This is a genomic window from Sporolactobacillus sp. CQH2019, assembly GCF_028765345.1.
GTDB lineage: Bacteria > Bacillota > Bacilli > Bacillales > Sporolactobacillaceae > Sporolactobacillus.
On sequence record NZ_JARAJZ010000005.1, the window covers coordinates 153725 to 176721 of the forward strand.

General features: G+C 49.4%; 17 protein-coding genes and 1 riboswitch. Of the genes, 15 read left to right on the forward strand and 2 right to left on the reverse strand.

Going from position 1 to position 22997, the window contains the following annotated elements; genetic code table 11:
- Positions 1-86 precede the first annotated feature (86 nt).
- From OYT88_RS08910 to OYT88_RS08940, 7 genes are all read left to right on the forward strand, one after another.
- Complete coding sequence (locus OYT88_RS08910) at positions 87-1190, forward strand: prephenate dehydrogenase (RefSeq protein WP_274399403.1); 1104 nt, start codon at positions 87-89, stop codon at positions 1188-1190.
- A gap of 12 nt (positions 1191-1202) precedes the next feature.
- A complete protein-coding gene (locus OYT88_RS08915; RefSeq protein WP_274399404.1) occupies positions 1203-2603 on the forward strand; it encodes a 3-phosphoshikimate 1-carboxyvinyltransferase in 1401 nt (466 codons plus the stop codon).
- Between the two features lie 145 nt (positions 2604-2748).
- The gene (locus tag OYT88_RS08920) at positions 2749-4005 is read left to right on the forward strand and encodes a tetratricopeptide repeat protein (protein WP_274399405.1); all 1257 of its coding nucleotides are present in this window, start codon (positions 2749-2751) and stop codon (positions 4003-4005) included.
- A gap of 65 nt (positions 4006-4070) precedes the next feature.
- Positions 4071-4607 carry a YpiB family protein gene (locus OYT88_RS08925; protein ID WP_274399406.1) on the forward strand — a complete coding sequence of 179 codons (537 nt, stop codon included), beginning with the start codon at positions 4071-4073 and terminating at the stop codon, positions 4605-4607.
- 170 nt (positions 4608-4777) lie between these two features.
- Entirely contained in the window at positions 4778-5560 is a 783-nt protein-coding gene (locus tag OYT88_RS08930; RefSeq protein WP_274399407.1) for a sporulation protein YpjB, read from the forward strand.
- 77 nt (positions 5561-5637) lie between these two features.
- Positions 5638-6321: a zinc metallopeptidase gene (locus tag OYT88_RS08935; RefSeq protein WP_274399408.1), complete on the forward strand. Its 684-nt coding sequence runs from the start codon at positions 5638-5640 to the stop codon at positions 6319-6321.
- A gap of 112 nt (positions 6322-6433) precedes the next feature.
- Positions 6434-6482, forward strand: a riboswitch (PreQ1 riboswitch).
- Between the two features lie 11 nt (positions 6483-6493).
- Positions 6494-6979 (forward strand): QueT transporter family protein, encoded by a 486-nt coding sequence (locus OYT88_RS08940; RefSeq protein WP_274399409.1) that lies wholly within the window; start codon positions 6494-6496, stop codon positions 6977-6979.
- 54 nt (positions 6980-7033) lie between these two features.
- On the opposite strand, the gene OYT88_RS08945 is transcribed toward OYT88_RS08940, so the two are convergent.
- Together OYT88_RS08945 and OYT88_RS08950 are read right to left on the reverse strand one after the other, a co-directional pair.
- The gene (locus OYT88_RS08945) at positions 7034-7759 is read right to left on the reverse strand and encodes an ABC transporter permease (RefSeq protein WP_274399410.1); all 726 of its coding nucleotides are present in this window, start codon (positions 7757-7759) and stop codon (positions 7034-7036) included.
- Positions 7746-8411, reverse strand: a complete 666-nt coding sequence (locus tag OYT88_RS08950; protein WP_274399412.1) for an ABC transporter ATP-binding protein — start codon at positions 8409-8411, stop codon at positions 7746-7748. The genes OYT88_RS08945 and OYT88_RS08950 overlap by 14 nt, the downstream gene beginning before the upstream one ends.
- 474 nt (positions 8412-8885) lie before the next feature.
- Here OYT88_RS08950 and OYT88_RS08955 point away from each other — a divergent pair, with 474 nt between their 5' ends.
- From OYT88_RS08955 to OYT88_RS08990, 8 genes are all read left to right on the forward strand, one after another.
- Positions 8886-9800, forward strand: coding sequence for a 5'-3' exonuclease (locus tag OYT88_RS08955; RefSeq protein ID WP_274399414.1), 915 nt, complete (start codon positions 8886-8888; stop codon positions 9798-9800).
- A gap of 564 nt (positions 9801-10364) precedes the next feature.
- Positions 10365-11795, forward strand: a complete 1431-nt coding sequence (bcaP, locus tag OYT88_RS08960; protein WP_274399415.1) for a branched-chain amino acid transporter BcaP — start codon at positions 10365-10367, stop codon at positions 11793-11795.
- 316 nt (positions 11796-12111) lie between these two features.
- Positions 12112-14055: a 1,4-alpha-glucan branching protein GlgB gene (glgB, locus tag OYT88_RS08965; protein ID WP_274399416.1), complete on the forward strand. Its 1944-nt coding sequence runs from the start codon at positions 12112-12114 to the stop codon at positions 14053-14055.
- A gap of 48 nt (positions 14056-14103) precedes the next feature.
- Positions 14104-15528, forward strand: coding sequence for a glycogen synthase GlgA (gene glgA, locus OYT88_RS08970; protein ID WP_274399417.1), 1425 nt, complete (start codon positions 14104-14106; stop codon positions 15526-15528).
- Between the two features lie 558 nt (positions 15529-16086).
- Entirely contained in the window at positions 16087-17235 is a 1149-nt protein-coding gene (locus tag OYT88_RS08975; protein ID WP_338000546.1) for a glucose-1-phosphate adenylyltransferase, read from the forward strand.
- Positions 17219-18430, forward strand: a complete 1212-nt coding sequence (gene glgD, locus OYT88_RS08980; protein ID WP_274399420.1) for a glucose-1-phosphate adenylyltransferase subunit GlgD — start codon at positions 17219-17221, stop codon at positions 18428-18430. Before OYT88_RS08975 ends, glgD begins: the two co-directional genes overlap by 17 nt.
- Positions 18431-18584: 154 nt before the next feature.
- Complete coding sequence (locus OYT88_RS08985) at positions 18585-20996, forward strand: glycogen/starch/alpha-glucan phosphorylase (protein WP_274399422.1); 2412 nt, start codon at positions 18585-18587, stop codon at positions 20994-20996.
- Between the two features lie 99 nt (positions 20997-21095).
- The gene (locus OYT88_RS08990) at positions 21096-22952 is read left to right on the forward strand and encodes a glycoside hydrolase family 13 protein (RefSeq protein ID WP_274399423.1); all 1857 of its coding nucleotides are present in this window, start codon (positions 21096-21098) and stop codon (positions 22950-22952) included.
- The last annotated feature ends 45 nt before the right edge of the window (positions 22953-22997 follow it).

Sequence of the window (22997 nt, forward strand, 5' to 3'; positions counted from 1 at the left end):
CCTGATCTCTGGAAACGGCTCGATACGAAGCATAAGCGGCACGAAAGAGCAGAATGCCGCTATTATAAAACGAAGGATCGCGTCTCATGCAAACAAGTGTTCTGATTGCCGGGCTGGGCCTGATCGGCGGATCGATCGCCGCATCGATACGTTCCGCTCACCCCAACGTAAAAATCATCGGTTTTGATCAAAATAGAAAAGCGACAGAGGAGGGCCTCCGCCGGCAAATCATTGACGAATCCGCCGAGAACTTCGGAAAGGGCGCGTCCGCAGCCGATGTTATCATACTCGCCGCCCCGGTGTCTGTAATCCTTTCAATGATTAAGGAACTGGAGAAAACAGAACTGAGGCCCGGTGCAATTGTAACGGATGTCGGGAGTACAAAACGGCTGATTGAGCTCCAGGCGGATAACTCTTTAAAAGGGCGCTGCCATTTCATCGGCGGGCATCCGATGGCCGGTTCTCACAAGAGCGGTGTGTCTGCGGCACGCGCCAATTTATTTGAAAATGCCTATTACTTTTTAATCGCCGAGGAAAATCAGGAGCCGGCGCCTATAGAGAAACTGGAGCATCTGCTGTCCGGGACCCATGCAAAATTTTTTCGCGTAACTCCGGAAACTCATGATCAGATCGTTGGATTGATCAGCCACTTTCCTCATTTGATTGCTTCTGCGCTCGTCCATCATCTGGAGAACCATCCGATCGAAGGGATTAATCTCCGTCTTCTGGCTGCCGGGGGGTTCCGCGACATTACGCGCATTGCGTCCTCGGATCCGACGATGTGGACGGATACGGTCATGAGCAACCGCGACGACCTGCTCAAACTGCTGGAAGAGTGGACGCAAAGCATGGAACAATTGAAAAATTTACTGGCAAAAGAAAACGGCCCGTCCATCTATGAATTTTTCCGAAAAGCCAAGGTTTTCCGCGACGGCTTTCCTAAAAAAGAGAAGGGAGCGATACCTGCTTACTATGATCTGTTCATCGATATTCCTGACAGGCCGGACACCATATCGACGGTGACCGGTTATATCGGCCGTGCCGGAATTAATCTGACGAACATCGAGATCATTGAGGCAAGGGAAAACAATCAGGGCATCATGAGGCTCACATTCCAGGAAGCGTCTCAGCGGGACAGGGCCCATGCCATTCTGCGGCAGAAGGGCTACCATACATATCTGAACGATTAGCAGGTGATAGAGGTGACCGACTTACAATTTAACGGCGGGGGAAGATCTCTGAGAGGGGAACTGAAAATGCCGGGTGATAAATCAATTTCGCACCGGGCCGTCATTTTCGGGGCCATCGCTCATGGAGTGACCACTGTAGAAGGGTTCCTGCGCGGCAACGACTGCATCAGCACGCTTCAATGCATGCGTGCGCTCGGGGCAAAGATTGATGAATCGGGCGATCGCCTGATTATAACAGGAACAGGCTTTGAGGGCCTGAGCGAACCGGGCACTGTGCTGGATGTCGGCAATTCCGGCACAACGATCCGTCTGCTCTCCGGATTATTGAGCGCTCTGCCTTTTTACTCGGTGCTTGCCGGCGATGCGTCCGTCCAGGGACGTCCGATGGACCGGGTGATCCGTCCTTTAAAGAAAATGGGCGCCGATTTGTGGGGACGGGATGGAGACAGGTATGCGCCGATCTCCATACGAGGAAGAAAGCTCCATGCGATTGACTATCATCTTCCTATGGCCAGCGCTCAGGTGAAAAGCGCTTTGATCCTGGCCGGATTGCAGACAGAAGGAAAAACGACGCTGACGGAGCCCGGTGCTTCGCGCGACCACACCGAGCGTATGCTCCGAGCCTTCGGAGGCAGGATTCAGACAGAGGGACTGACTCATCAACTGGTCGGTCCCCAGGTCCTGACCGGAACCGACATACGCGTTCCGGGAGATTTTTCTTCAGCNAGGATTCAGACAGAGGGACTGACTCATCAACTGGTCGGTCCCCAGGTCCTGACCGGAACCGACATACGCGTTCCGGGAGATTTTTCTTCAGCCGCTTTTTTTATTGCCGCGGCTCTGCTGACGCCGGGCAGTCACCTGGTGCTGCATTCCGTGGGAGTCAATCCGACGCGAACGGGAATGGCGCCGGTTCTCGAGAAAATGGGAGCCAAAGTCTTTTTTACCAATAAAAGGGTTTGGAACGGCGAGCCGGTCTGCGATATCGTTGTTGATTACGCGCCGCTCCATGCCGCTGCCGTCGGAGGCGGACTGATCCCGAAACTGATCGACGAGATTCCGATACTGGCGCTTATTGCAACGGAGGCAGAAGGAACAACCGTAATCAGCGATGCTTCGGAGCTGAAAGTCAAAGAAACGAACAGAATACGGACCACGGTGGACGAGCTGAGCCGGATCGGGGCGGATATCGAGGAAACAGAAGACGGCATGATTGTTCACGGACATCCGCAACGCCTGTTTACAGGAGGCGTCGCCGACAGTTCGGGCGATCATCGCATCGGTATGATGCTGGCCGTTGCCTCCCAGAAATCGAAAGAAGCAGTCATTGTCCGTCGGGCAGAATCCATCGCCGTTTCTTTTCCGGCATTCCGTGAACAGCTTGCCCGGATTCAGGAATCGTCATTATATTAAGCATAGAGCGCATCGGCCCTGTCTGTTACATTCAGGGTTTTTTGCGTATCCGGGATTTAATTCTTGAAGGGGTGTTCCAATTTTACTAAGATGAGTGTAGAAGAGAAAAATGAGACGGACGGCATGGCCCCGGGAGGGAATAATCATGAATCATTTAGAGACGGCAAATGCGCTTTTGGCGAGCGGACAAACGGACGAAGGGCTGAGGCTGCTTGAGGATACGCTCAGAGACGCAGATGACGAGACCATTTACGGGGCGGCTTCAATCTATCAGCAATTCGGTTTTCTCGAAGAAGCCGAGCACGCTTACGAGACATTGCTGCGGAGATACCCAAACGACAGCGGGCTTCTACTCCAGATTTCCGATCTTTTAATTGATAAGAATGAGGAAAATCGCGCGATTGAGTATCTTTTAAAGATCCATCCTCTGGATGAGAACTACCTGAGTGCGCAAGTATCGCTGGCAGATTTGTACCAAATGGAGGGGCTTGATGAAGTCGCCGAGAAAAAGCTTCTCGGGGCACTGAAGATAGCTCCCCATGAGCCTGTTCTGCTTTTATCGCTTGGTGAATTTTATCTTTCAACCGGGCAGGCAAGAAAAGCGGTCGATTTTTTGGAGGCAGCCAAGGGAAAAAGCGAACTGGCCGATCAGAATGTCGAGCTGAAGCTGGCTGAAGCACTGAGCCTTTGCGGAGAATTTGAACGGTCCGTCAAGGCGTACAGGATCGGCCTGAAGAAAGAGAAAACATTGGATGGACTATTCGGCTATGCCGTGACGGCGACGCGGATCGGATATTTTAAGACAGCCATCAAAGCACTGGAAGAACTGCGGGATCTCGACCCCGGGTACAGCACCCTCTATCCGGTCCTTGCCCATGCCTACGAGCATGAAGGCAGCCTGGATCTTGCACTGAAGACGGTTGAAGAGGGACTGGAAGCTGATGAATACAATGACCGGCTTTATGAAGAAGCGGGGAAACTCGCATTGAAAATTCATCATTCCGAAAAAGCGGCCTATTATTTTAAAAAATGGCACGAGCATGATCCGGAAAATGTAGAAGCTGTGACACGCATGGCCGAGCTTGACGCGCAGAACGAAGACTACGAAGCGATCATTGATCTGCTTGCTCCCGTCAAACCGGATGATCCGATGCTGATCTGGTTCCTGGCAACCGCTTACTTTCGTACGGATCAACTCGATCAGGCGGGAACTTATTATGATTCTTGCCGGCCCGCTTTCCAGGACAACCCTGAATTTCTTCAGGAATACGGGGAATATTTGATAGAGACGGGAAAAAGGAAAGACGCTCTCAGCGTGCTGGAGAAGGCGGCACGTCTCAGTCCGGAAAATCAGGATTTAGTTTTATTTGTTGAACGATTGAAGCAGGATGATCAAAATTAAGCGGCGAATATGATAATATAGAGTAAAGACACACGTTTCTTGAATTCCGGAGAGGGGATGATAGAATGGAGCAGATAGTGTCGAACGTGGAAAAGAAAGCCTTCTTAAAGTGGCTGTTGGAGCGGCGCGAATTGAGAAATCGCGAAACGGTTTGGTTGCTGAATTATATGATGGGCAATGAAAAGCTGCTCGGTCTGATCCATTTTGTGGATAACATTGCAGGGTGTAATCGTGCGATGACGATTTGTGAGAGAAAAAACAGTGCGGAAAATTTTGAATATGCAAAGGCGACGGTTCGGACAAATGATCCGGAAAAAGCCTTTCACGATCTCAGGCTGAACCAGGAAGAAGCCGTTTATGTAAAAGTTGCCCTATCATCGGCGCACTATTATCCCGAGTATTTTTCAGTTCTCGAGGAAAACCCGAATATAGAGGAAACGGTGCATAAAAAATACGGCCGGGCGGCTGAAGATGCCGCAGGAGCTGCCGAAAGAGCGTATACAGAAAAAAAACTGTATGAGGCGATCAATGACGCGCTCGACAGAGGCGATGCCGAACGATTTTATCAACTGACCGAGCAGTTGAAATCGCTGAAAAGCTGAACCTTCTGTGCCCTGTGTCGGCCTTTCGATGCTTGAGACGGAGGACGGTGCGTTGTAAAAGTTTCCGGATAGTTGAATGCAGTCGATAGCGGCCGGTGTTTCATCGAACACCGGTCTATTCTTGTCCTTTTTTTCATATAATGCCCTGAGAATGAAAGGGAGGGCAAGCAATGAAAATCGAATTTGCGGCTGTTCTACTCTGCCTCATGTTCTTTTTTATAGCTCCTCATGGCGGATATGCCCAGGCATCCGAAAAAGACAGTCAGCAGCAGATGTTGAACAGTCTGTCTGATCACATTTTCCAGTATGCGGACGCCGATCGGGCCGATGCTGCGAAAAGTCTGCTGAATGAATTTGACCGCGTCTGGAGCCAATCGGAATCGGGCTATTCCGACGAGGACGGACGGATCATCGACATGGCTGTGCTGCGTTTGAAAATTTTATTGAATTCAGGCGGCGACTCCGGCGAGATCCGCCATGCGGCCATTGCCCTGCGCCTGTGCGTCGATGCAATGACCGGCAGCGGCAGCCCGCTCTGGAAAGAACTGCGGCCCCGGGTTCTGGATCCGATAAAGGGCATGCAGACAGCCTTAAAAAGACAGGATTACACGACCTTTCAGGCGGATCTGAATCAGTTTCTCGACAGTTACGCGCTCATTTATCCTTCCCTGATGATCGACGGCAGCCCGGAAGGCGTCCGGGTTGCGAATAATAGTATCAATGCTTTTGCCGACCATCGCATGAGCACGGTCCAGGACAAGACACGCTTGCAGCAGCTGACCGTCATTGAAAAAGAACTGACGGATGTTTTCGATAGATCGCCTGCTTCGACAGTTGACAGCCTGTCTCCTTTGATAGCGGCAGTCGGCGGTTTCGTGCTGCTGGCACTGTTTTATGTTTCGCTGCGAAAATATTTCGGAGAACGCTTCAGACGAAGAAAGGGAACAAGGTGACTCTTTCATTTTTCGGTTTTGACAAAGGCTCAATATTTGACTAAAATTGACTATATAGATGATATGGAGGAATGCGGATGATACAGTTCTTGATTTACATGGCCATTCTGATGCTGATTCCGCTCTGGGCGCAGATGCGCGTTAAATCAACGTACGGAAAATATGCTCAGGTTGAGAATTCAACCGGAATGACCGGCGCCCAGACGGCGAGAAAGATTCTGGACGACAACGGGCTTTACGATGTTTCGATTCGCGAGGTGGAAGGGACGCTCACCGATCATTATGATCCGCGTGACAAATCGGTCAACCTGTCGACGGGTATTTACAACAGTGCGACGATTTCCGGAACGGCCGTCGCCGCACACGAAGTGGGGCACGCAATTCAGGATGCCAGTGATTATACGTTTATGCGCATTAGGAGCGCTCTCGTCCCGGTAGCCAATATCGGGTCGAATCTGTCTTATTTTCTGATTCTGGCCGGCTTTCTTTTCGGGGCTATGCAGCTGGCGGCGCTCGGTGTCCTGTTTTTCGCCGCCGCGGTTCTGTTCCAGATCGTGACGCTGCCTGTCGAATTCGACGCATCCGGACGCGCTCTGAAACAAATCGTCAATCTCGGCATCGTACAGGAAGGCGAACAGAAGCAGGCAAGAAAAGTACTGTCTGCCGCGGCCATGACCTACGTTGCTGCGGCGCTCGTATCCGCAATGGAACTGGTGCGCTTTATCTTAATGATTGCCCTTTCAAACAACAGGGAAAACTGATACCCGCATAAGAAAATCAGCTGTGACAATTATCTGCCTGCCCTTTCGAGAAGGCCGGGCAGTTTTTATTTTATCTGAAATAAAGATTGTTAATTAAAAACAGATACAGCGAATTTACGTGGTTCGAAACCATCCCACGTCTATCAAAAAACTAAGGAGGAAAAGTTCTCTAATGAAACTAAGAACACTGGCGGTGAATGCAATTGTGGCGGCCCTTTATATCGTCCTGACCTTTTTTCTTCAGCCGATCAGTTTTTCAGCCGTCCAGTTCCGGATTTCAGAAATGCTGAATCACCTCGTCGTCTTTGACAAAAAATATTTCTTCGGTATTGTCTGCGGCGTTTTTATCGGCAATCTGTTTTTTTCGCCATTATTGCCTTATGATCTTGTTTTCGGCACGGGACAATCGGTAATCGCTCTTCTGACAACGATCATCTGTTCAAAATATGTGAAAAATACATGGGCGCGGTTGTCGATCAATACGATCGTTTTTACGCTGACAATGTGCATCATTGCCTGGGAACTGAGCCTTGTTTCCCATCTCCCGTTTTTCTGGACCTGGCTGACCGTGGCAGTGGGCGAATTTACCGTCATGCTGGCCGGTGCAGTGATTATGTATACAGTGAACCGGCGCGTTCATTTTGACAAATTTATTTGATATGAGTGAAACACAGCGCCTTTCAGCAAGGCGCTTTTCGATTATAAAAGGGGGTTATAGCTCACGCTCGCGAAGCTGGCTCCGATTGTTGAAAAAGGCCTTATAGCCGATCTGGACGAACAACAGAACGGTGAGCGACGCACCGCCGATGATCTGGCCGGTCATCATCCCCGGAAGAAACACAATCCCCATGCCGACCATCGAGTTGATCGTCGGCAGCATCGCACTGTCGAAAGCCTGATTGATGATCGGACGCGAGGCTTCGCTCGGTCTGGCTCCGAGCATGAGCGCCGATTCTACCATCTGTTTTTTGGTATGCATCCCGTCGAGCAGCGTATTGACTCCGAGCGAGACCCCGGTCATCGTGTTTCCGATAATCATGCCGGCGATCGGAATGACATATCTTGGGTTATACCAAGGTTTCACGTTCAGGGTGACGAGAATAAAATAGGTCAGGGTCGCGATGACTCCGACAGCCATCGATAGGGCGATTTTCTTCTTCAGTTCGCTGCTGAGCGGCAGCTTGGCCCGTTGATAAATGTTGTAAATAGAAAAAACAAGCATAAAAGCAAGAATCAGGATCGTGAAAACAGGACGGGCATTGCCGAAGATGTAGGCCAGGACGTAACCGACAATCATCAGCTGAACCGTCATGCGGATCGAAGAGATCAATATTTCCCTTTCTCGCTGAATCCCTTTGACCTTGACAATGATTAATAAAATCAGAATAAAAATATAAGCGGAAACAAGCTGCCAAAGTGTGAGATCACCGCTGCTCAATAGGCTCACTCTCCCTGACAACCTGTCCGTTATTTATTTCGATGACGTGATCGGCAAACTCCCTGACAACGGCTGTAGAATGTGTGATCATGACCAGTGTTTTTTTGTTGCTTTTCACAAATCCGGCCAGCTTTTTCATGATGAACCGCGTGTTTTCTTCGTCCAGGGCGGATGACGGTTCGTCCAGGAGGAGAACCGGCGGATCCAGAAGCAGGATTCTTGCGAGAGAAAGGCGCTGCTTTTCGCCGCCGGAGAGTGAATCGCTTTCCGCATCCAGCGCTTTGTCCAGATGCACATCATGAAGGATCTTTTTCAAACGGGCATCCGCAACGCCGGGCTTCTCCGAGAAACGCAGCCCGACCAGAAGATCATCCCTTACTGTCCCTCCGAACATGACCGGCGTCTGGGCCATCATGACAATCTCACGGCGAAGTTCAAGCGGATTCCATTCAAAAACCGGCCGGCCCTCTATTATAATCTCACCGGAATCCGGGCTGATCAGATGGTTCAGCAATTTGAGCAGCGTCGTTTTCCCGCTTCCGCTCTCTCCGACGATGCAGGTAATAACAGCGGACGGGATCGACAGATCGTCAATCTTCAGAACATCTTTGTAGTGCAATTGATGGATATGGAATAATTCTCGGTCGTTCATCGGATTCCCCTTTTCTCTATTTCTCTATAAAGCCGCTTAGGCAGTATTATCTGCCGGACACAGATGCGCAGTTCCGGTCGATGCCTGCCGTTCAGCGGGCAGAACGAAACGGCCTTCTTTTTTGAATCCAAGAGGAAAAATGGCGGACACATTGTGAGAAAGGCCGGCATACGAATTCATCATAACGCTTTTAAGGCCGTTTTGAAACCGCAGAAAGATAAATAAACGGTAGCAGCGCAGCGCCGCTGAAAAGTTGAAGAACCGAGCCGTTCCCCGGAAGTCTGCGGCATCTTTGGACCAAAAACCGCAACTTAAAAAAGAGGAAAATAGCCGGCAGGTGCCGCGGAACAGGCAGCTTCGTTTCGCCGGATTCCGCGCACTCCCGCCTGACATTCAGCGGGCTTGACGGCTTCCCGCTTTTCACTCACGATCGTGCTATAATAACGAAAGAGCGAAAAGAAATGGGGAGATTGTTTGACGCAAAGAGCAAAATTGTTGCTTGTCGACGGAATGGCACTGCTTTTCAGAGCATATTATGCGACAGCGCCGAGCGGCCAATTGATGATCAATGAGAAAGGGGTCCCGACAAACGGCGTGCAGGGTTTTCTGCGCCATTTGCTTCTCGCGCTTGAGAGCTGGAAACCGACACATGTAGCCGTCTGCTGGGACATGGGGAAAAAAACATTCAGGCATGATCTTTTTGCCGGATATAAGGCCAACAGGACGGCACCGCCTGCCGAAATGGTCCCGCAGTTCGATCTGGCCAGGGAGATGACCGGAGCTTTCAAAATTCCGAATGTCGGTCTGGAAGGTTTTGAGGCGGACGACTGTATCGGTACGATTGCCAAGAGCGTGCAGGCCGATGCCGACGTTTCAATCCTTACCGGCGACCGCGACCTTCTGCAACTGCTGGACCGCCATATCGATGTCCATCTCCTGCAAAAAGGCTACGGCCATTATCGCAGTTATTCGGAACGCTTGTTCTTCGAAAAATTCGGAATCTCGCCGCATCAGTTTGTTGACGTGAAAGCGCTGATGGGGGACCCGAGCGATGGATATCCCGGTGTCCGCGGCATCGGCGAGAAAACGGCATTGAAATTAATCAGACAGTTCGGCAGTATGGATGCACTGCTTGATCATCTCGATCTGCTTCCGGCCGGCCAGAAGAAAAAGATAGCCGCGGATCTTCACAATTTTCATCTGTCACGAAAACTGGCGGAAATTCAATGCGGCGCTCCGCTCCTTTTTTCAATAGACGAGGCAGCCTATCACGGCGTGCCGAAAACCTTTATTGAAAAAGTCAGGATTCTGGGAATGAGGATGGTCGGACACGATCTTGTCCGCAGTCATTGGGAAATGCAGGAAGATTTGTTTGACGGAACGAACTGACCTGGGGATTTCATGCCGTTCTCCAATAAACCGTTTCTTCTCCGGACCGCGGGGGGACAGGTACGATTTTTTCCGGGTAAATTATCTATAACGGCAGAGCACTGCAATGCGACGATAATATGTCCGATTTTTTGAACTGGAAAGCGGCAATAAAAAACGGGGGAACAGCGCGGATAGAAATACTTGTCTTTGGCGGCAGCGCCGTTCAGATCGACGCTGCCGCCTGCCGGGCAATATATTATCTGAAAAATCTGCGATTGTTTTTCGGCCCTGTTTTAAAAAAATATTCGGAATCAAAAAAATGAAAGAAATTGCCGCGTTCCGGCGCTCTTGATCTATTTAATCTATTCGAAAGGCGTTTTAAAATTAATATTCTCTTTACAAAAAAAGTCGTTTTATGTAGAATGACAAATACAACACAGGGAAGCGAATCAATCAAAACGAAATGGGGTGCGGCAATTAAAATCAGAAAATTCACTGTTGCTTTAAAAAGCAAACAGTGATAGATGACTTCCTCGCATTTGGATGGGTTAATTGTTTTTTTATTCAGAAGGAGATTTTAAAATGGAACTGTTCAGAAAAAAGTCTATGGATTACATGTTGCAGCAGGCAAACGGCAAAAAAGGCCTCCAAAAAGCGTTGGGAGCGTTTGATTTAACCATGCTCGGCATCGGAGCCGTGATCGGGACGGGCATTTTCGTTCTCACGGGCGTTGTTGCAGCAAACAGCGCCGGCCCGGCTATTATTTTATCTTTTATTTTTTCAGGACTTGCCTGTGCTTTTGCTGCGCTTTGCTATTCGGAATTTGCCTCGATGATCCCGGCATCGGGAAGCGCTTATACGTACAGCTACACAACGTTTGGAGAGTTAATTGCCTGGATTCTCGGCTGGGATCTGATCCTGGAGTACGGTCTCGCCTGCTCAGTCGTTGCCAGCGGCTGGTCGGCCTATTTTCAGGAACTGCTCAGAGGATTTGATCTTCAGCTTCCGGCTTTGTTCAGCGGTGCCTATAATCCTGCCAAGGGATCCTACGTCGACCTAATGGCGGTCGCCATTGTCTTCCTGCTTTCCGCCGTATTACTGACAGGCGTCAAGGAATCCAGCCGTATTAACGACATCATGGTCATCATCAAAATCGCCGTCGTGCTGCTGTTCATCGTTGTCGGTGTTTTTTATGTCAGGCCGTCGAACTGGTCCCCGTTTATGCCGTTCGGATTCAACGGGGTGGTGCAGGGCGCGGCAACCGCTTTTCTAGCCTATATCGGTTTTGACGCCGTGTCGTCCGCCTCGGAAGAAGTCAGAAACCCGCAGCGCGATATGCCGATCGGCATTCTTTCTTCTCTGGCCGTCTGTATGGTGCTTTACATAGCCGTCTCGGCCGTTCTGACCGGTATGATTCCTTATACAAAACTGAACGTCGGCGATCCGGTGGCCTTCGCTCTTCGTTTTGTCCACCAGAACTGGGCAGCGGGTTTTGTTTCCCTGGGGGCGATTTTGGGCATAACAACCGTACTCTTTGTCATGATGTATGGACAGACCCGCCTGTTCTTTGCCATCAGCCGCGACGGACTGCTGCCGAAAGGAATCTCAAAACTGACGGATAAGGCGAAAACGCCGACGCGCAGCATTATCCTGACCTGGCTGATGGCAACCGTGTTTTCAGCCGTTATTCCGCTCAACCAGCTGGCAGAGCTGACCAATATCGGAACTTTGTTCGCTTTTATCGTTGTCTCGCTCGGCGTCATCGTTTTGCGGCATACCCGTCCGGATATCAAACGGAATTTCAGGGTACCGTTTGTTCCGGTTATTCCGGCACTTGCCGTTCTTACCTGCGGTTATTTAATGATCAATCTGTCTAAAATTACCTGGATCGGATTTCTCATCTGGTTTGCCATCGGGATGGTCATTTATTTCAGCTACGGCTACCGGCACAGTGTGCTTGGCAATATTGAAAAACAAATTTCGGAGCCTTCGCAAATCAGGTCGGGCAATTGATTGGCGGATAAAGAAAACCGGGACGCCTTCAGATAGAAAAAAGTCAAAAAAAAGATTTCCTATTAGAATAGAAATTGGAAATCTTTTTTTTATTGAGTAAGTTTTGAACAGGATTTAAAATAAAATGAGAAGCGCTTTGAGCAAGACGATGTATCAGACGGTCCCGCAGCATTTTATGAAAAAGGATCGGAAAGGAGCGGGAGACACTTTTCTCCAAAAATTATTTAAAATTTTACATATTTTGACTGATTATTCTGAAGGAATTGCGTCGATTTCGTAGAATTAAATAATTAACAAGTGTAAAGGACGTGAAACCATGCTAACCATCGAAAATGTTCCGCAGCAGTATCCGAGTGATCTTGATCTGTATCTGTTTCACGAAGGCACATTGTATGAAGGATACAAAACGTTCGGTGCGCATTTTGAAACTTTGGAAGATCGCAAAGGTTTCCGTTTCACTGTCTGGGCGCCTAATGCCGGGAATGTGTCTGTCGTCGGGGACTTCAATAATTGGGAGGAGGGGAAAAACCCGCTGGACCGCGTCGGCCGGTCCGGCGTCTGGACAGCCTTTATCGCAGATATCACTGAGGGGGAGCGCTATAAATACGCGATTCGGACAGCGGCCGGCTCGACTCTATTAAAAGCCGATCCTTATGCCTTTTATGCAGAAACAAGGCCGTCGACGGCTTCACTGACCTGCAGGCTGGACCGGCATGAATGGCAGGACGGCAAATGGATTAAAAAACGGGACAAAGAGGACAGCTACCATCGTCCGATGATCATTTATGAATGCCATCTTGGCTCCTGGAAAAAGAAACAGGGCGGCCGGCTCCCGACATATCGCGAACTGGCGGATGAACTGATTCCGTATATCAAAAAAAACGGGTTCAATCATATTGAATTAATGCCGATTATGGAGCATCCTTACGATCGTTCATGGGGCTACCAGATCACCGGCTATTTTGCGCCGACCAGCCGCTTCGGCAGCCCGGAAGATTTTATGTATTTTGTCGATACGTGCCATGAGCACGGCATCGGCGTCATCCTTGACTGGACGCCGGCTCACTTCTGCAGGGACACGCACGGGCTCGGCCATTTCGATGGAACACCTCTCTATGAACCCGCCGATCCGAAACTGGCCGATCGGCCGCAATGGGGAACATACAATTTTGATTTCAGCAAAAACGAAGTCGTCAGTTTCCTGATTTCCAACGCCCGTTTCTGGATGGATGTTTATCATGTCGAAGGTTTCCGGATTGATGCGGTTTCGTCAATGATTTATTTGAATCACAACCACGATCTGCCTTTTGAGTTGAAAAATAAGAACGGCGGCGATGAAAATCTGGAGGCGATCGCCTTTTTGAAAAAGCTGAATACGGCCGTTTTCGACAAGTTTCCCAAGGCGCTGATGATCGCCGAAGAGGCCACCGATTTTCCGCTCGTATCTTCACCTGTGGAAGACGGCGGCCTCGGGTTTAATTATAAATGGAATATGGGGTGGGTACACGACATCCTGAACTATATGAAGTTTGATCCTGCCGAGCGGCACAGCCATCACCGGCTGATCACTTTTTCGATGCTCTATGCGTTTTCTGAAAACTTTGTTCTGCCTTTTTCTCATGACGAACTCGTATACGGGAAACGGTCATTGCTGAATAAAATGCCCGGAGACGAATGGCAGAGGTTTGCCAATCTGCGAGTGCTCTACGGCTATTTTATAACGCATCCGGGCAAGAAGCTCCTTTTCATGGGCTCGGAATTCGCACAATTCGATGAGTGGAAAGACTTGGAACAGCTGGACTGGAATTTGCTTGGTTTTGACACGCACCGCGCATTTCTTCGCTATGCTTCCGAGCTTAACCGTTTCTATCTGAACACGTCCTGCCTCTGGCGTCTTGATCATGAGCGCGAAGGATTTGAATGGATCGATCCGGATGATGCGGAACAAAGTATTATCAGTTTTATCAGGAAAGGAAAGAGAAAGGGGGATTATTGCGTGATTGTCTGCAATTTCACACCGGTCGTCTATCACCGTTTCCGAATCGGCATGCCCGCAGCAGGCAGCTATCTAGAAATGCTGAACAGCGATGCGAAGCCGTACGGCGGATCCGGGCAGCTGAATGGAAAAGCGGTTCAGTCGGTTCCGAAGCCTTATCATAATCAGAAATTCAGTGCGGAAATCACAGTCCCGCCTTTAGGAATAACCATTTTTATGAAAGAAACGAAAAAACGGAGTGCGGCCGTCCGCCGCTTGAAATGATCCTGGAAAGATAAAGAGCCGTTAAGGAATGGGGAAGGGGAGAAAGAAATGAATGTGCTGTTCGCTGCCTCGGAATGTGCTCCTTTTGTCAAGACCGGGGGACTTGGAGACGTGGTCGGTGCTCTGCCGAAAGCACTGAAAGCAGAAGGTGTTCACGTCAGCGTTATTCTGCCAAAATACGAAGATATCGCCGCTGAATTTCGAAACAGGCTGACCCGTATCCGCCATATGACTGTCCCGGTCGGCTGGAGAAAACAGTACTGCGGCATTGAAAGTTTTGAAGAAGACGGAATCCGTTATTATTTTCTCGATAATGAATACTATTTTAAAAGGCATGGATGCTACGGCTACTTTGACGACGGCGAACGCTTTGCCTTCTTCTCAAGAGCCGTACTCGAAGTTCTTCCTTTTCTGGCTGAGCGGCCCGATATCATACACTGTCACGACTGGCAGACCGGACTGATCGGCGTCCTCCTGAAAAGTCATTACGGCGACCGATCGTTTTATCAGAAGATCCGCACTGTATTTACCATTCATAACTTAAAATATCAAGGTATTTTCCCAAAATCCGTTCTTTCCGATCTTCTTGATCTTGATGACCGCTATTTTAATTCCGACAGTCTTGAATTCTACGGCAAAGTCAGTTATATGAAAGCCGGGCTGGCGTATGCGGATGTCCTGACAACGGTGAGCAGGACCTATGCGGAAGAAATTCAGCTGCCTTTTTACGGTGAGCATCTGGACGGATTTCTCAGACGGAGAAGCCATGATCTCCGCGGCATCGTCAACGGCATTGATCGAAAACTGTATGATCCCGGGACGGATCGTCAGCTTTACTTTCAATATCATACGGCCGGCGGCAAAAGGAAAAACAAACGCTGCCTGCAGGAGCGGCTCGGCCTGCGCAGCAATGAAGAAGTCCCGATGATTGCGATGATTACGCGACTCGCTGAACAAAAAGGGATCGATCTTGTTCTGCGTGTCTTCTACGAACTGATCGGCCTTAATATTCAGTTCGTCCTTCTCGGGACGGGAGAGCAGCACTATGAATCTGCGTTCCGGGAATTAGCCGCCCGCTTTCCGGAACAGGTTTCGGCCAATATCTATTTTGACGACGGGCTTGCCAGAAAAATATACGCCGCCAGCGATCTCTTTCTGATGCCTTCAAAGTTTGAACCGTGCGGGATCAGCCAGTTGCTCGCACTCAGATATGGAAGCCTCCCGGTCGTCAGAGAAACGGGCGGCCTGAAAGATACAGTCATTCCGTACAACGAATTTAACGGCGAAGGGTACGGATTCAGTTTTACGAATTATAATGCCCACGACATGCTTTTTACAGTCCAGAGGGCCTTACACTTTTACCGTGAACAGCCCGACAAATGGGTGCAGCTGGCCGACCGCGCGCTTCGGCTTAATTTCGGATGGGAAACATCTGCAGCGGCTTATCGCGATCTGTATCATTCCTTGATTTAACCGGCTTTCAGGATTCAGTTGAGATCATGAGAATGCTCATTTCTAATCTGTTAATTTTCAGAAAAATGGCCACGAAAACAGCCGAAAAACAGATAATTTGTTATATAATAAACATGAAAGGAAAACAATTCTCAAATTTATAAAATCCCGATCGCTTTTTCTGGCGAAACGGGTGGCATTATCGCTCATAAAAACGATGTTTCCCAAAATGAGCGATTGATTATGGGGGGCTGTTCCGAACCGCCGGATTCAGACCTGCGGCGGTTTTTTCGAAATAAAAGCGGGGGAGTGACAATCGGCTGAAAACGGTTTCTCAAATGCCATAATAAGACATTTTTCTCAGTCGCAGCTCCTTCAACGACGATTTTCACTGTCGGTGACCCTTTAAAAGGCTGTTCCGCTTTACATCCATCAATGAGAACACATTATCTTTCTTTTTCTTTCTTGGAGATTCACAAATTGACAGGCATCACGGCCGGCTGCAGGCCATCAGGCAATTTCTACAAGCAAAGGAGGTGGATGGAAAGGGATGGTCCTCCATTCTTTTTCCAAAGCATGATGAAAAACGAGATAATCGCGATGATTTTGGCCGGAGGACAGGGTTCGCGGCTGGGCAAACTGACGCGGACGATCGCAAAACCGGCGGTTCCGTTCGGCGGAAAATACCGGATCATTGATTTTTCCCTGAGCAATTGCTCAAATTCCGGTATCCGCACAGTCGGCGTGGTAACACAGTATCAGCCTCTCGAATTAAACAGCCATATCGGCAATGGCTCACATTGGGGCCTGGACCACAAGGACGGCGGGGTTACCATTCTGCAGCCCCATTCGAGCCTTGACGGTGAAAAGTGGTTCGAGGGAACCGCTCATGCAATTTATCAGAATATCAGTTACATTGACAGCAATAATCCGACTTATCTGCTGATTCTGTCAGGCGATCATATATACAAGATGGATTATGAACATATGCTTGATTTCCATAAAAAGAAAAAGGCAACGGCGACTGTCGCCGTGATCCATGTTCCTTATGAAGAGGCATCACGTTTCGGCATCATGAATACGGATAATACCGACAGAATTATTGATTTTGAAGAAAAGCCGGCAGAACCGAAAAGCAATCTGGCCTCGATGGGCATTTATATTTTTACCTGGGAAGTGCTCCGCCGTTATCTGACGGAAAGCCACGCGACCGGACAAAACATGGATGACTTCGGAAAAAATGTGATCCCTTCTTTTCTGGCAAACGGAGAGAATGTTTTCGCCTATGCTTTTGGCGGCTACTGGAAAGACGTCGGTACGATTGAGAGCCTGTGGGAAGCAAACATGGCTTTCATCGATCCCGATCATGAGCTGCAGATCCGCGATAAATCATGGCGCATCTATTCGAAAAATCCGGTTGCCCCCCCTCATTATCTCACCGGCAACGCGACGGTCAGAGAATCACTGATCGTTGACGGATGCTACATTGCCGGCGATGTCGACCATTCGGTCATTTCGCAAAATGTGAAAATCGGAGCGAACAGTGTAGTCAGAGACTCCATTGTGATGGCAAACACGGTCATCGGCAAAAATGTCACGATTGAACGGGCGATTGTTGGCGAACGGGCCGTATTTGCGGATAATGCTCAGATTATCGGCGACCGGGAGATTGAAGTGGTCGGTTATAACGAAGTAGTTGGGGGGCTGAATGATGATGAGGATAAATAAAATTTGCGGTATTCTTAATTTAACCGAATCCAGACTGGCGACCAATCCTCTGACGCTTTTTCGTCCCGTAGCAGCGCTCCCCTTTGCCTGCAGATACCGTCTGATCGATTTTCCGCTGACGAATCTGTCGACGGCGGGCGTCGAAACGGTCGGCGTATTTCTCAAGGACAACAGCCTGCGCTCCGTCTATGATCACGTGCGCAGCGGAAGGGAGTGGGGACTTGACAGTGTCCACGGCGGCCTTTTCTTCTTCTCCGCGCCTTCCGAAGATCGCGGAACCGGTTTGGGGACGGAAGGGGATATCTACAACTATTTTAAAAACATCGAGTTCATCGAGAAATCGGAAGCGGACTATACAGTCGTGATGGGCACGAGGATGCTTTGCAATGTCGATGTGAAAGCCGTTCTGCGAAGCCATATTGAGCAGGGAGCGGATATCACGGTCGTCTATAAATCTGTCGATCATCTGTCCAAAGACGATCAGCAGATTTCCTGCATGACGATCGGGGATGACGGGCTGGTCAGGGGGCTGAAATCCTGTTCTCTTCAAATGAAAGAAAACAAGGCGCTGGTCAATATGGAAATCTATCTGATGAAAAGCACACTATTAATCAGACTGATCCGGAATGCCGTCGCCGAGAATGAGCACTGCAATTTAAACGACGTCCTGCATCGGGCCATTATCAAACTGCCGACGAACGGATTTGAATATACGGGATATTTAAAAAGCATCAATTCCGTAAAGTCCTATTACGATGCCAATATCGACATGCTTCAGGAAGCAAATATGACGGCTCTTCTGAAGGGAAACCAAAATATTCATACAAAAGTGAAGAATGAGGCACCGACTTTTTATGCCCGTACCTCGCATGTCAGCGATTCGCTCGTCGCCAACGGATGCATGATGAAGGGGGAAGTAGCCCATTCTGTTATTTTTCGAAACGTGACGATCGAACAAAAAGCGGTGGTGGACAGTTCGATCATCCTTCAAGGCAGTTACATCGGAAGCAATGCGGAACTGCGCTATGTGGTTCTGGATAAGCAAGTGAGAATCGAACCGAACACGAAACTGATCGGAACGAAGGATAAGCCGATCGTCATCGAGAAAAATTCGGTGATCAGCCGTATTTCTGAAGAAGGTGAGCAGGTTTTAAAGGGCGTTTCCCATTTTCACGGGAACGAACTGGAAGTTTAATTCCTGTCCGTGAATAATGCTTATAATCCCTCACAGTTCCGGACATACTGGATTCTATGAAACTGGCTGACTGAGCCGGTACCGGCGATTCACCGTTTCCCCACAACAAACTTTACCTGATCGGAAGGAATTGAGAATTAAGGATGGTAGACGAATGGAACTGTCAAAAAGAAGATTCAAAGAAGATTTCAAGCGGATGCTTACAGAACTTTATTCGATGGATATTCCGCATTCGGATCCGGCCGAACAATATTTCACATTAGGAAATCTGGTTCGCTCCTATTCGGCGAAAAACTGGAGCCGGACCAATCAGCATTATCTGAATCGAAAACAAAAACAGGTCTATTATTTTTCGATGGAGTTTCTGCTCGGCCGGATGCTGAAGAGCAATTTACTGAATCTCGGCATTCTGGATACGGTGCGTTCAGGCTTGAAAGAACTGGGAATCGATCTGGAAACGATCGCCGGACTCGAATCGGATCCGGGACTCGGCAACGGCGGTCTGGGCCGGCTCGCCGCCTGCTTTATTGATTCGATGGCGACCTGTGAAATACCGGGCCACGGCAACGGCATCCGTTTTAAGTACGGTCTCTTCAAGCAAAAATTCGTCAACGGCTATCAAGTCGAGCTGCCGGAAAATTGGCTTCAGAATGGGAATGTATGGGAAATCCGCCGAACGAATATGGCGGTAACGGTCAATTTTTACGGCCGTGTCTGGCTCGAAAAATGCCCGGAAGGCTACCTTATCCCTCACTATGAAAATGAAAGTAAAGTGCTGGCGGTGCCATACGATTCTCCTGTCATCGGTTATAAAAATGAAACGGTCAATACATTAAGGCTTTGGTCGGCCGAGATGCCTCCCCAGGACGAAAGCGGCGATTACTGGTCTTACATCCAGCAGAGAAACCGGATCGAAAGCATATCGGAAGTCCTTTATCCGGATGATTCCAACTTTGAAGGACGTCTGCTTCGTCTGAAACAGGAGTATTTTTTCGTATCCGCCGGCGTACAGAGTATTGTCCGCTATTTCCGGAAAATGAATGTGCACATGAACCGCCTGGCAGAGAAGGTCTCCATTCATATCAACGACACACATCCGGCACTGTGCGTTCCCGAACTGATGCGGATTCTGCTGGACGAAGAGCATATGGACTGGGAACACGCGTGGAATGTGACCGTCAATGTCATGAGTTATACCAATCATACAATCATGTCGGAGGCTCTGGAAAAATGGCCGATCGACATGATCAGCACGCTGCTCCCGAGAATTTATCAGATCATCTGTGAAATCGACCGCCGTTATGTCATGAAAATGAGTGCGCTGTATGAGAAAGAAATCATTGAGCGGACGCGGATCATTGAAGGCGGACACGTGAAAATGGCTCATCTTGCCATTATCGGGAGCCATAGTATCAACGGCGTTGCCAAACTGCATACAGCCATTCTTAAAGAAAAGGTGCTGCATGATTTTTTCCTGATGTATCCGTCGCGTTTCAATAATAAAACGAACGGCATCACACAACGCCGCTGGCTGATGCTTGCCAATGAGCCGCTGCGCCGGATGATCGACAGCAAGATCGGCAGCGATTGGGAAACGATGCCGACCGAACTGAAAATGCTCAAGGCTTTCCGCAATGACGAGGCGACGCTGCGTGATCTGGCGAGCATCAAACAAATCAATAAAGAACGGTTCGCGGCCTATGTAGAGCAGAACATGGGCCTGACCGTCAATCCGAAAGCCATTTTCGATGTACAGATCAAGCGGCTCCATGCTTATAAAAGACAGCTGCTTAATCTGCTTCATATATTGAGCCTCTACGTTAAGCTGAAAGATAATCCGGCGGCAGACTTTTATCCGCGGGTGTTCATCTTCGGTGCGAAGGCGGCGCCGAGCTATACCTATGCCAAAGAGATCATTAAATTAATCAACTCCGTCGCTTCTCTGATTAACAAGGATCCCGACGTCCGGGATAAACTGAAAATTGTTTTCGTAGAAAACTACGGGGTTTCCCTTGCCGAGCGGATCATTCCGGCGGCGGACGTCAGCGAGCAGATTTCCCTGGCCTCCAAAGAAGCATCGGGAACGAGCAACATGAAACTGATGCTGAACGGTGCCGTCACGCTGGCGACTCTGGACGGAGCCAATGTGGAGATCCGCGACCGCGTAGGGGAGGATAACATCATTATTTTCGGGCTGAAGGAAGAGGAAGTTTACGAATATTATCATAATGGCTCTTATCATTCAAAGAGCTATTATGATCACAATCCTGTCCTTCATCGCGTGCTCGATGCACTGATTGACGGAACCATTCCCGGCATTGATGCAGAAGGAAAAGACATCTTTGATTCTCTTGTCCGCTATGGGGATGAATATTTCGTTCTGAAAGATTTTGACGCGTATGTTCTGGCACAGGAGAAAATAGACCGTCTCTACCGCGATCCGCTCAGATGGCAGAGAATGGCCCTGATTAATATCGCGGATGCCGGCGTCTTTTCATCGGATTATACGGTGCTGCAATATGCAAACGATATTTGGGATGTCACGGCGAAGGCAAGGCGGGTCTGACAGATCACCGCTTTCCGGATGAAGAGGGGCCTCTCTGCAGAAAAAAGACCTGCCGGGAGAAATTGAGTCACTTTCTGATGAGGAAGAAGGAACGTGGATATGAGTCTGCCGTCAATTTATTTCAATTCCTGGTCTGAGAAGTACCGACGACCCTTTGGCGCCGTTCAGGCTGGGAAAAGCGTCTATTTTTCGATAGCCGTCGATCTGGCAAAAATATGGCGTGTCGATCTGGTCATTCAGAAGGACGGCGACTCTTTTCAGGAACTTGAAATGTTTCCAAGCGGCGAGGATGCCCGCCTTTATAAATTGAAATTTGTGACGGAAAAGAAAAGCGGCCTTTATTTCTACCATTTTAAAATTGACGGTGATGACGGCCGCTCCGGCAGAAAAACGGTTTTTTACGGCAAGGCCGGCGATAATTTCGGCGGCCGGGGCCGGATCGTTTATGATCCGGCCGCAGTCGAGCAATACCAGATCACTTGCTACGACCATCCGGATCCGGCCCCCTGCTGGTATCTGCACGGGGTTGTTTATCAGATTTTTGTCGACCGCTTCAACAACGGCAACCGTCATCATGCCGTCTACTCTCCCAAAAAGAATTCATTTCTTTACGCAACGGAGGAGGATGATCCTTACTATATCCGTGACAAAGAAGGAAACATTACACGGTGGGATTTTTTCGGCGGGAATCTGAAAGGGATTACGGATAAACTCCCGTATCTGCATGCGCTTGGGGTCACTGTGCTTTATCTGAGCCCGATCTTTGAAGCGAGAAGCAACCATAAATATGATACGGCCGACTACGGGAAAATCGATCCGATGTTCGGAAGCAAAGAAGCATTTCAGAAATTGATTGCAAAGGCACAAGGCCTGGGCATGCATATTATTCTCGACGGCGTTTTCAATCACGTCGGTGCCGACAGCATCTACTTCAATCGTTTCAAAACCTACGAAGAAGGGGGAGCCTATAATGACACCGGCTCGCCTTACTTCGACTGGTTCACTTTTTACCACTTCCCGGATGACTATGACTGCTGGTGGAATATTAAAGACCTGCCGGCCGTGGATAAAAATAATACGTCGTACCGCAACTTTATCTATCAATCCGACCAGAGTGTCATTCATCGCTGGACCCAAACGGGCATCGGCGGCTGGCGGCTGGATGTTGCCGATGAGCTGCCGGACGATTTCATTGCCGGAATCCGCAAAGCGCTTGACAGCCACTCCAATAAAACGGAGCGCAAAGTTCTGATCGGCGAAGTATGGGAAGATGCTTCGAATAAGATCGCTTACGGAAAAAGGCGCCATTATCTGGAAGGAGGCATGCTGCAGGGAGTCATGAACTATCCGTTCCGTCTGCTCATTATCGGCCTCCTCAATCAATCGACAACGGCTGGGCAGGCGGTCCGGGCCAGCCTGACGTTGAAGTCGAATTACCCGCCTGAGGCTTTTCACGCCAACATGAACAATATCGGAACCCATGATACGGAACGCATTCTCACCGTGCTGGGCGGCGATGAAAACAAATTGCGGCTGGCGGTCCAGCTGCTCATGACCCTTCCCGGGGTCCCCTGTGTTTACTATGGAGACGAAGCAGGCCTTTATGGGAGAAAGGATCCGGAAAACCGGCGCTTTTTTCCATGGGGAAGAGAAAACGTAAACATTCAGGATATCTTCCGTTCAGCGATACAGTGCCGCAGGAGTGACGAGAATCTTCGAGCGGGCGACTATTTCCCTTTTTCAATCAGAGGGCTGTTCGGCTTCATTCGTTTCCGCTCGGAAGAGGCCTACACCGTGATGATTTTCAACGCAACTCCGACCCGGCAGACGATCGACCTGGAGGCGCTCGACGATCAGACCGGCGAGGGCAAAATAAAGCCGCTCGTCGGTAGTTTGCTGGCAAGCGGCACGGCGCTCCCGCCTTACAGCTTCCTGTCAGGAAGGAAAGATCGCTGACCGGCTCCCTGCGCAAAACGGAGCCGAACGCAACAAAACGGCCCT

What these genes read in the sequence shown, in the direction of transcription:
- OYT88_RS08990 (WP_274399423.1), top strand. Translation starts at nt 21,096, where the DNA reads ATGAGTCTGCCGTCAATTTATTTCAATTCCTGGTCTGAGAAGTACCGA.
- glgA (WP_274399417.1), top strand. Translation starts at nt 14,104, where the DNA reads ATGAATGTGCTGTTCGCTGCCTCGGAATGTGCTCCTTTTGTCAAGACC.
- OYT88_RS08910 (WP_274399403.1), top strand. Translation starts at nt 87, where the DNA reads ATGCAAACAAGTGTTCTGATTGCCGGGCTGGGCCTGATCGGCGGATCG.
- OYT88_RS08950 (WP_274399412.1), bottom strand. Translation starts at nt 8,411, where the DNA reads ATGAACGACCGAGAATTATTCCATATCCATCAATTGCACTACAAAGAT.
- OYT88_RS08975 (WP_338000546.1), top strand. Translation starts at nt 16,087, where the DNA reads ATGAAAAACGAGATAATCGCGATGATTTTGGCCGGAGGACAGGGTTCG.
- glgD (WP_274399420.1), top strand. Translation starts at nt 17,219, where the DNA reads ATGATGAGGATAAATAAAATTTGCGGTATTCTTAATTTAACCGAATCC.
- bcaP (WP_274399415.1), top strand. Translation starts at nt 10,365, where the DNA reads ATGGAACTGTTCAGAAAAAAGTCTATGGATTACATGTTGCAGCAGGCA.
- OYT88_RS08920 (WP_274399405.1), top strand. Translation starts at nt 2,749, where the DNA reads ATGAATCATTTAGAGACGGCAAATGCGCTTTTGGCGAGCGGACAAACG.
- OYT88_RS08930 (WP_274399407.1), top strand. Translation starts at nt 4,778, where the DNA reads ATGAAAATCGAATTTGCGGCTGTTCTACTCTGCCTCATGTTCTTTTTT.
- OYT88_RS08985 (WP_274399422.1), top strand. Translation starts at nt 18,585, where the DNA reads ATGGAACTGTCAAAAAGAAGATTCAAAGAAGATTTCAAGCGGATGCTT.
- OYT88_RS08925 (WP_274399406.1), top strand. Translation starts at nt 4,071, where the DNA reads ATGGAGCAGATAGTGTCGAACGTGGAAAAGAAAGCCTTCTTAAAGTGG.
- OYT88_RS08940 (WP_274399409.1), top strand. Translation starts at nt 6,494, where the DNA reads ATGAAACTAAGAACACTGGCGGTGAATGCAATTGTGGCGGCCCTTTAT.
- glgB (WP_274399416.1), top strand. Translation starts at nt 12,112, where the DNA reads ATGCTAACCATCGAAAATGTTCCGCAGCAGTATCCGAGTGATCTTGAT.
- OYT88_RS08935 (WP_274399408.1), top strand. Translation starts at nt 5,638, where the DNA reads ATGATACAGTTCTTGATTTACATGGCCATTCTGATGCTGATTCCGCTC.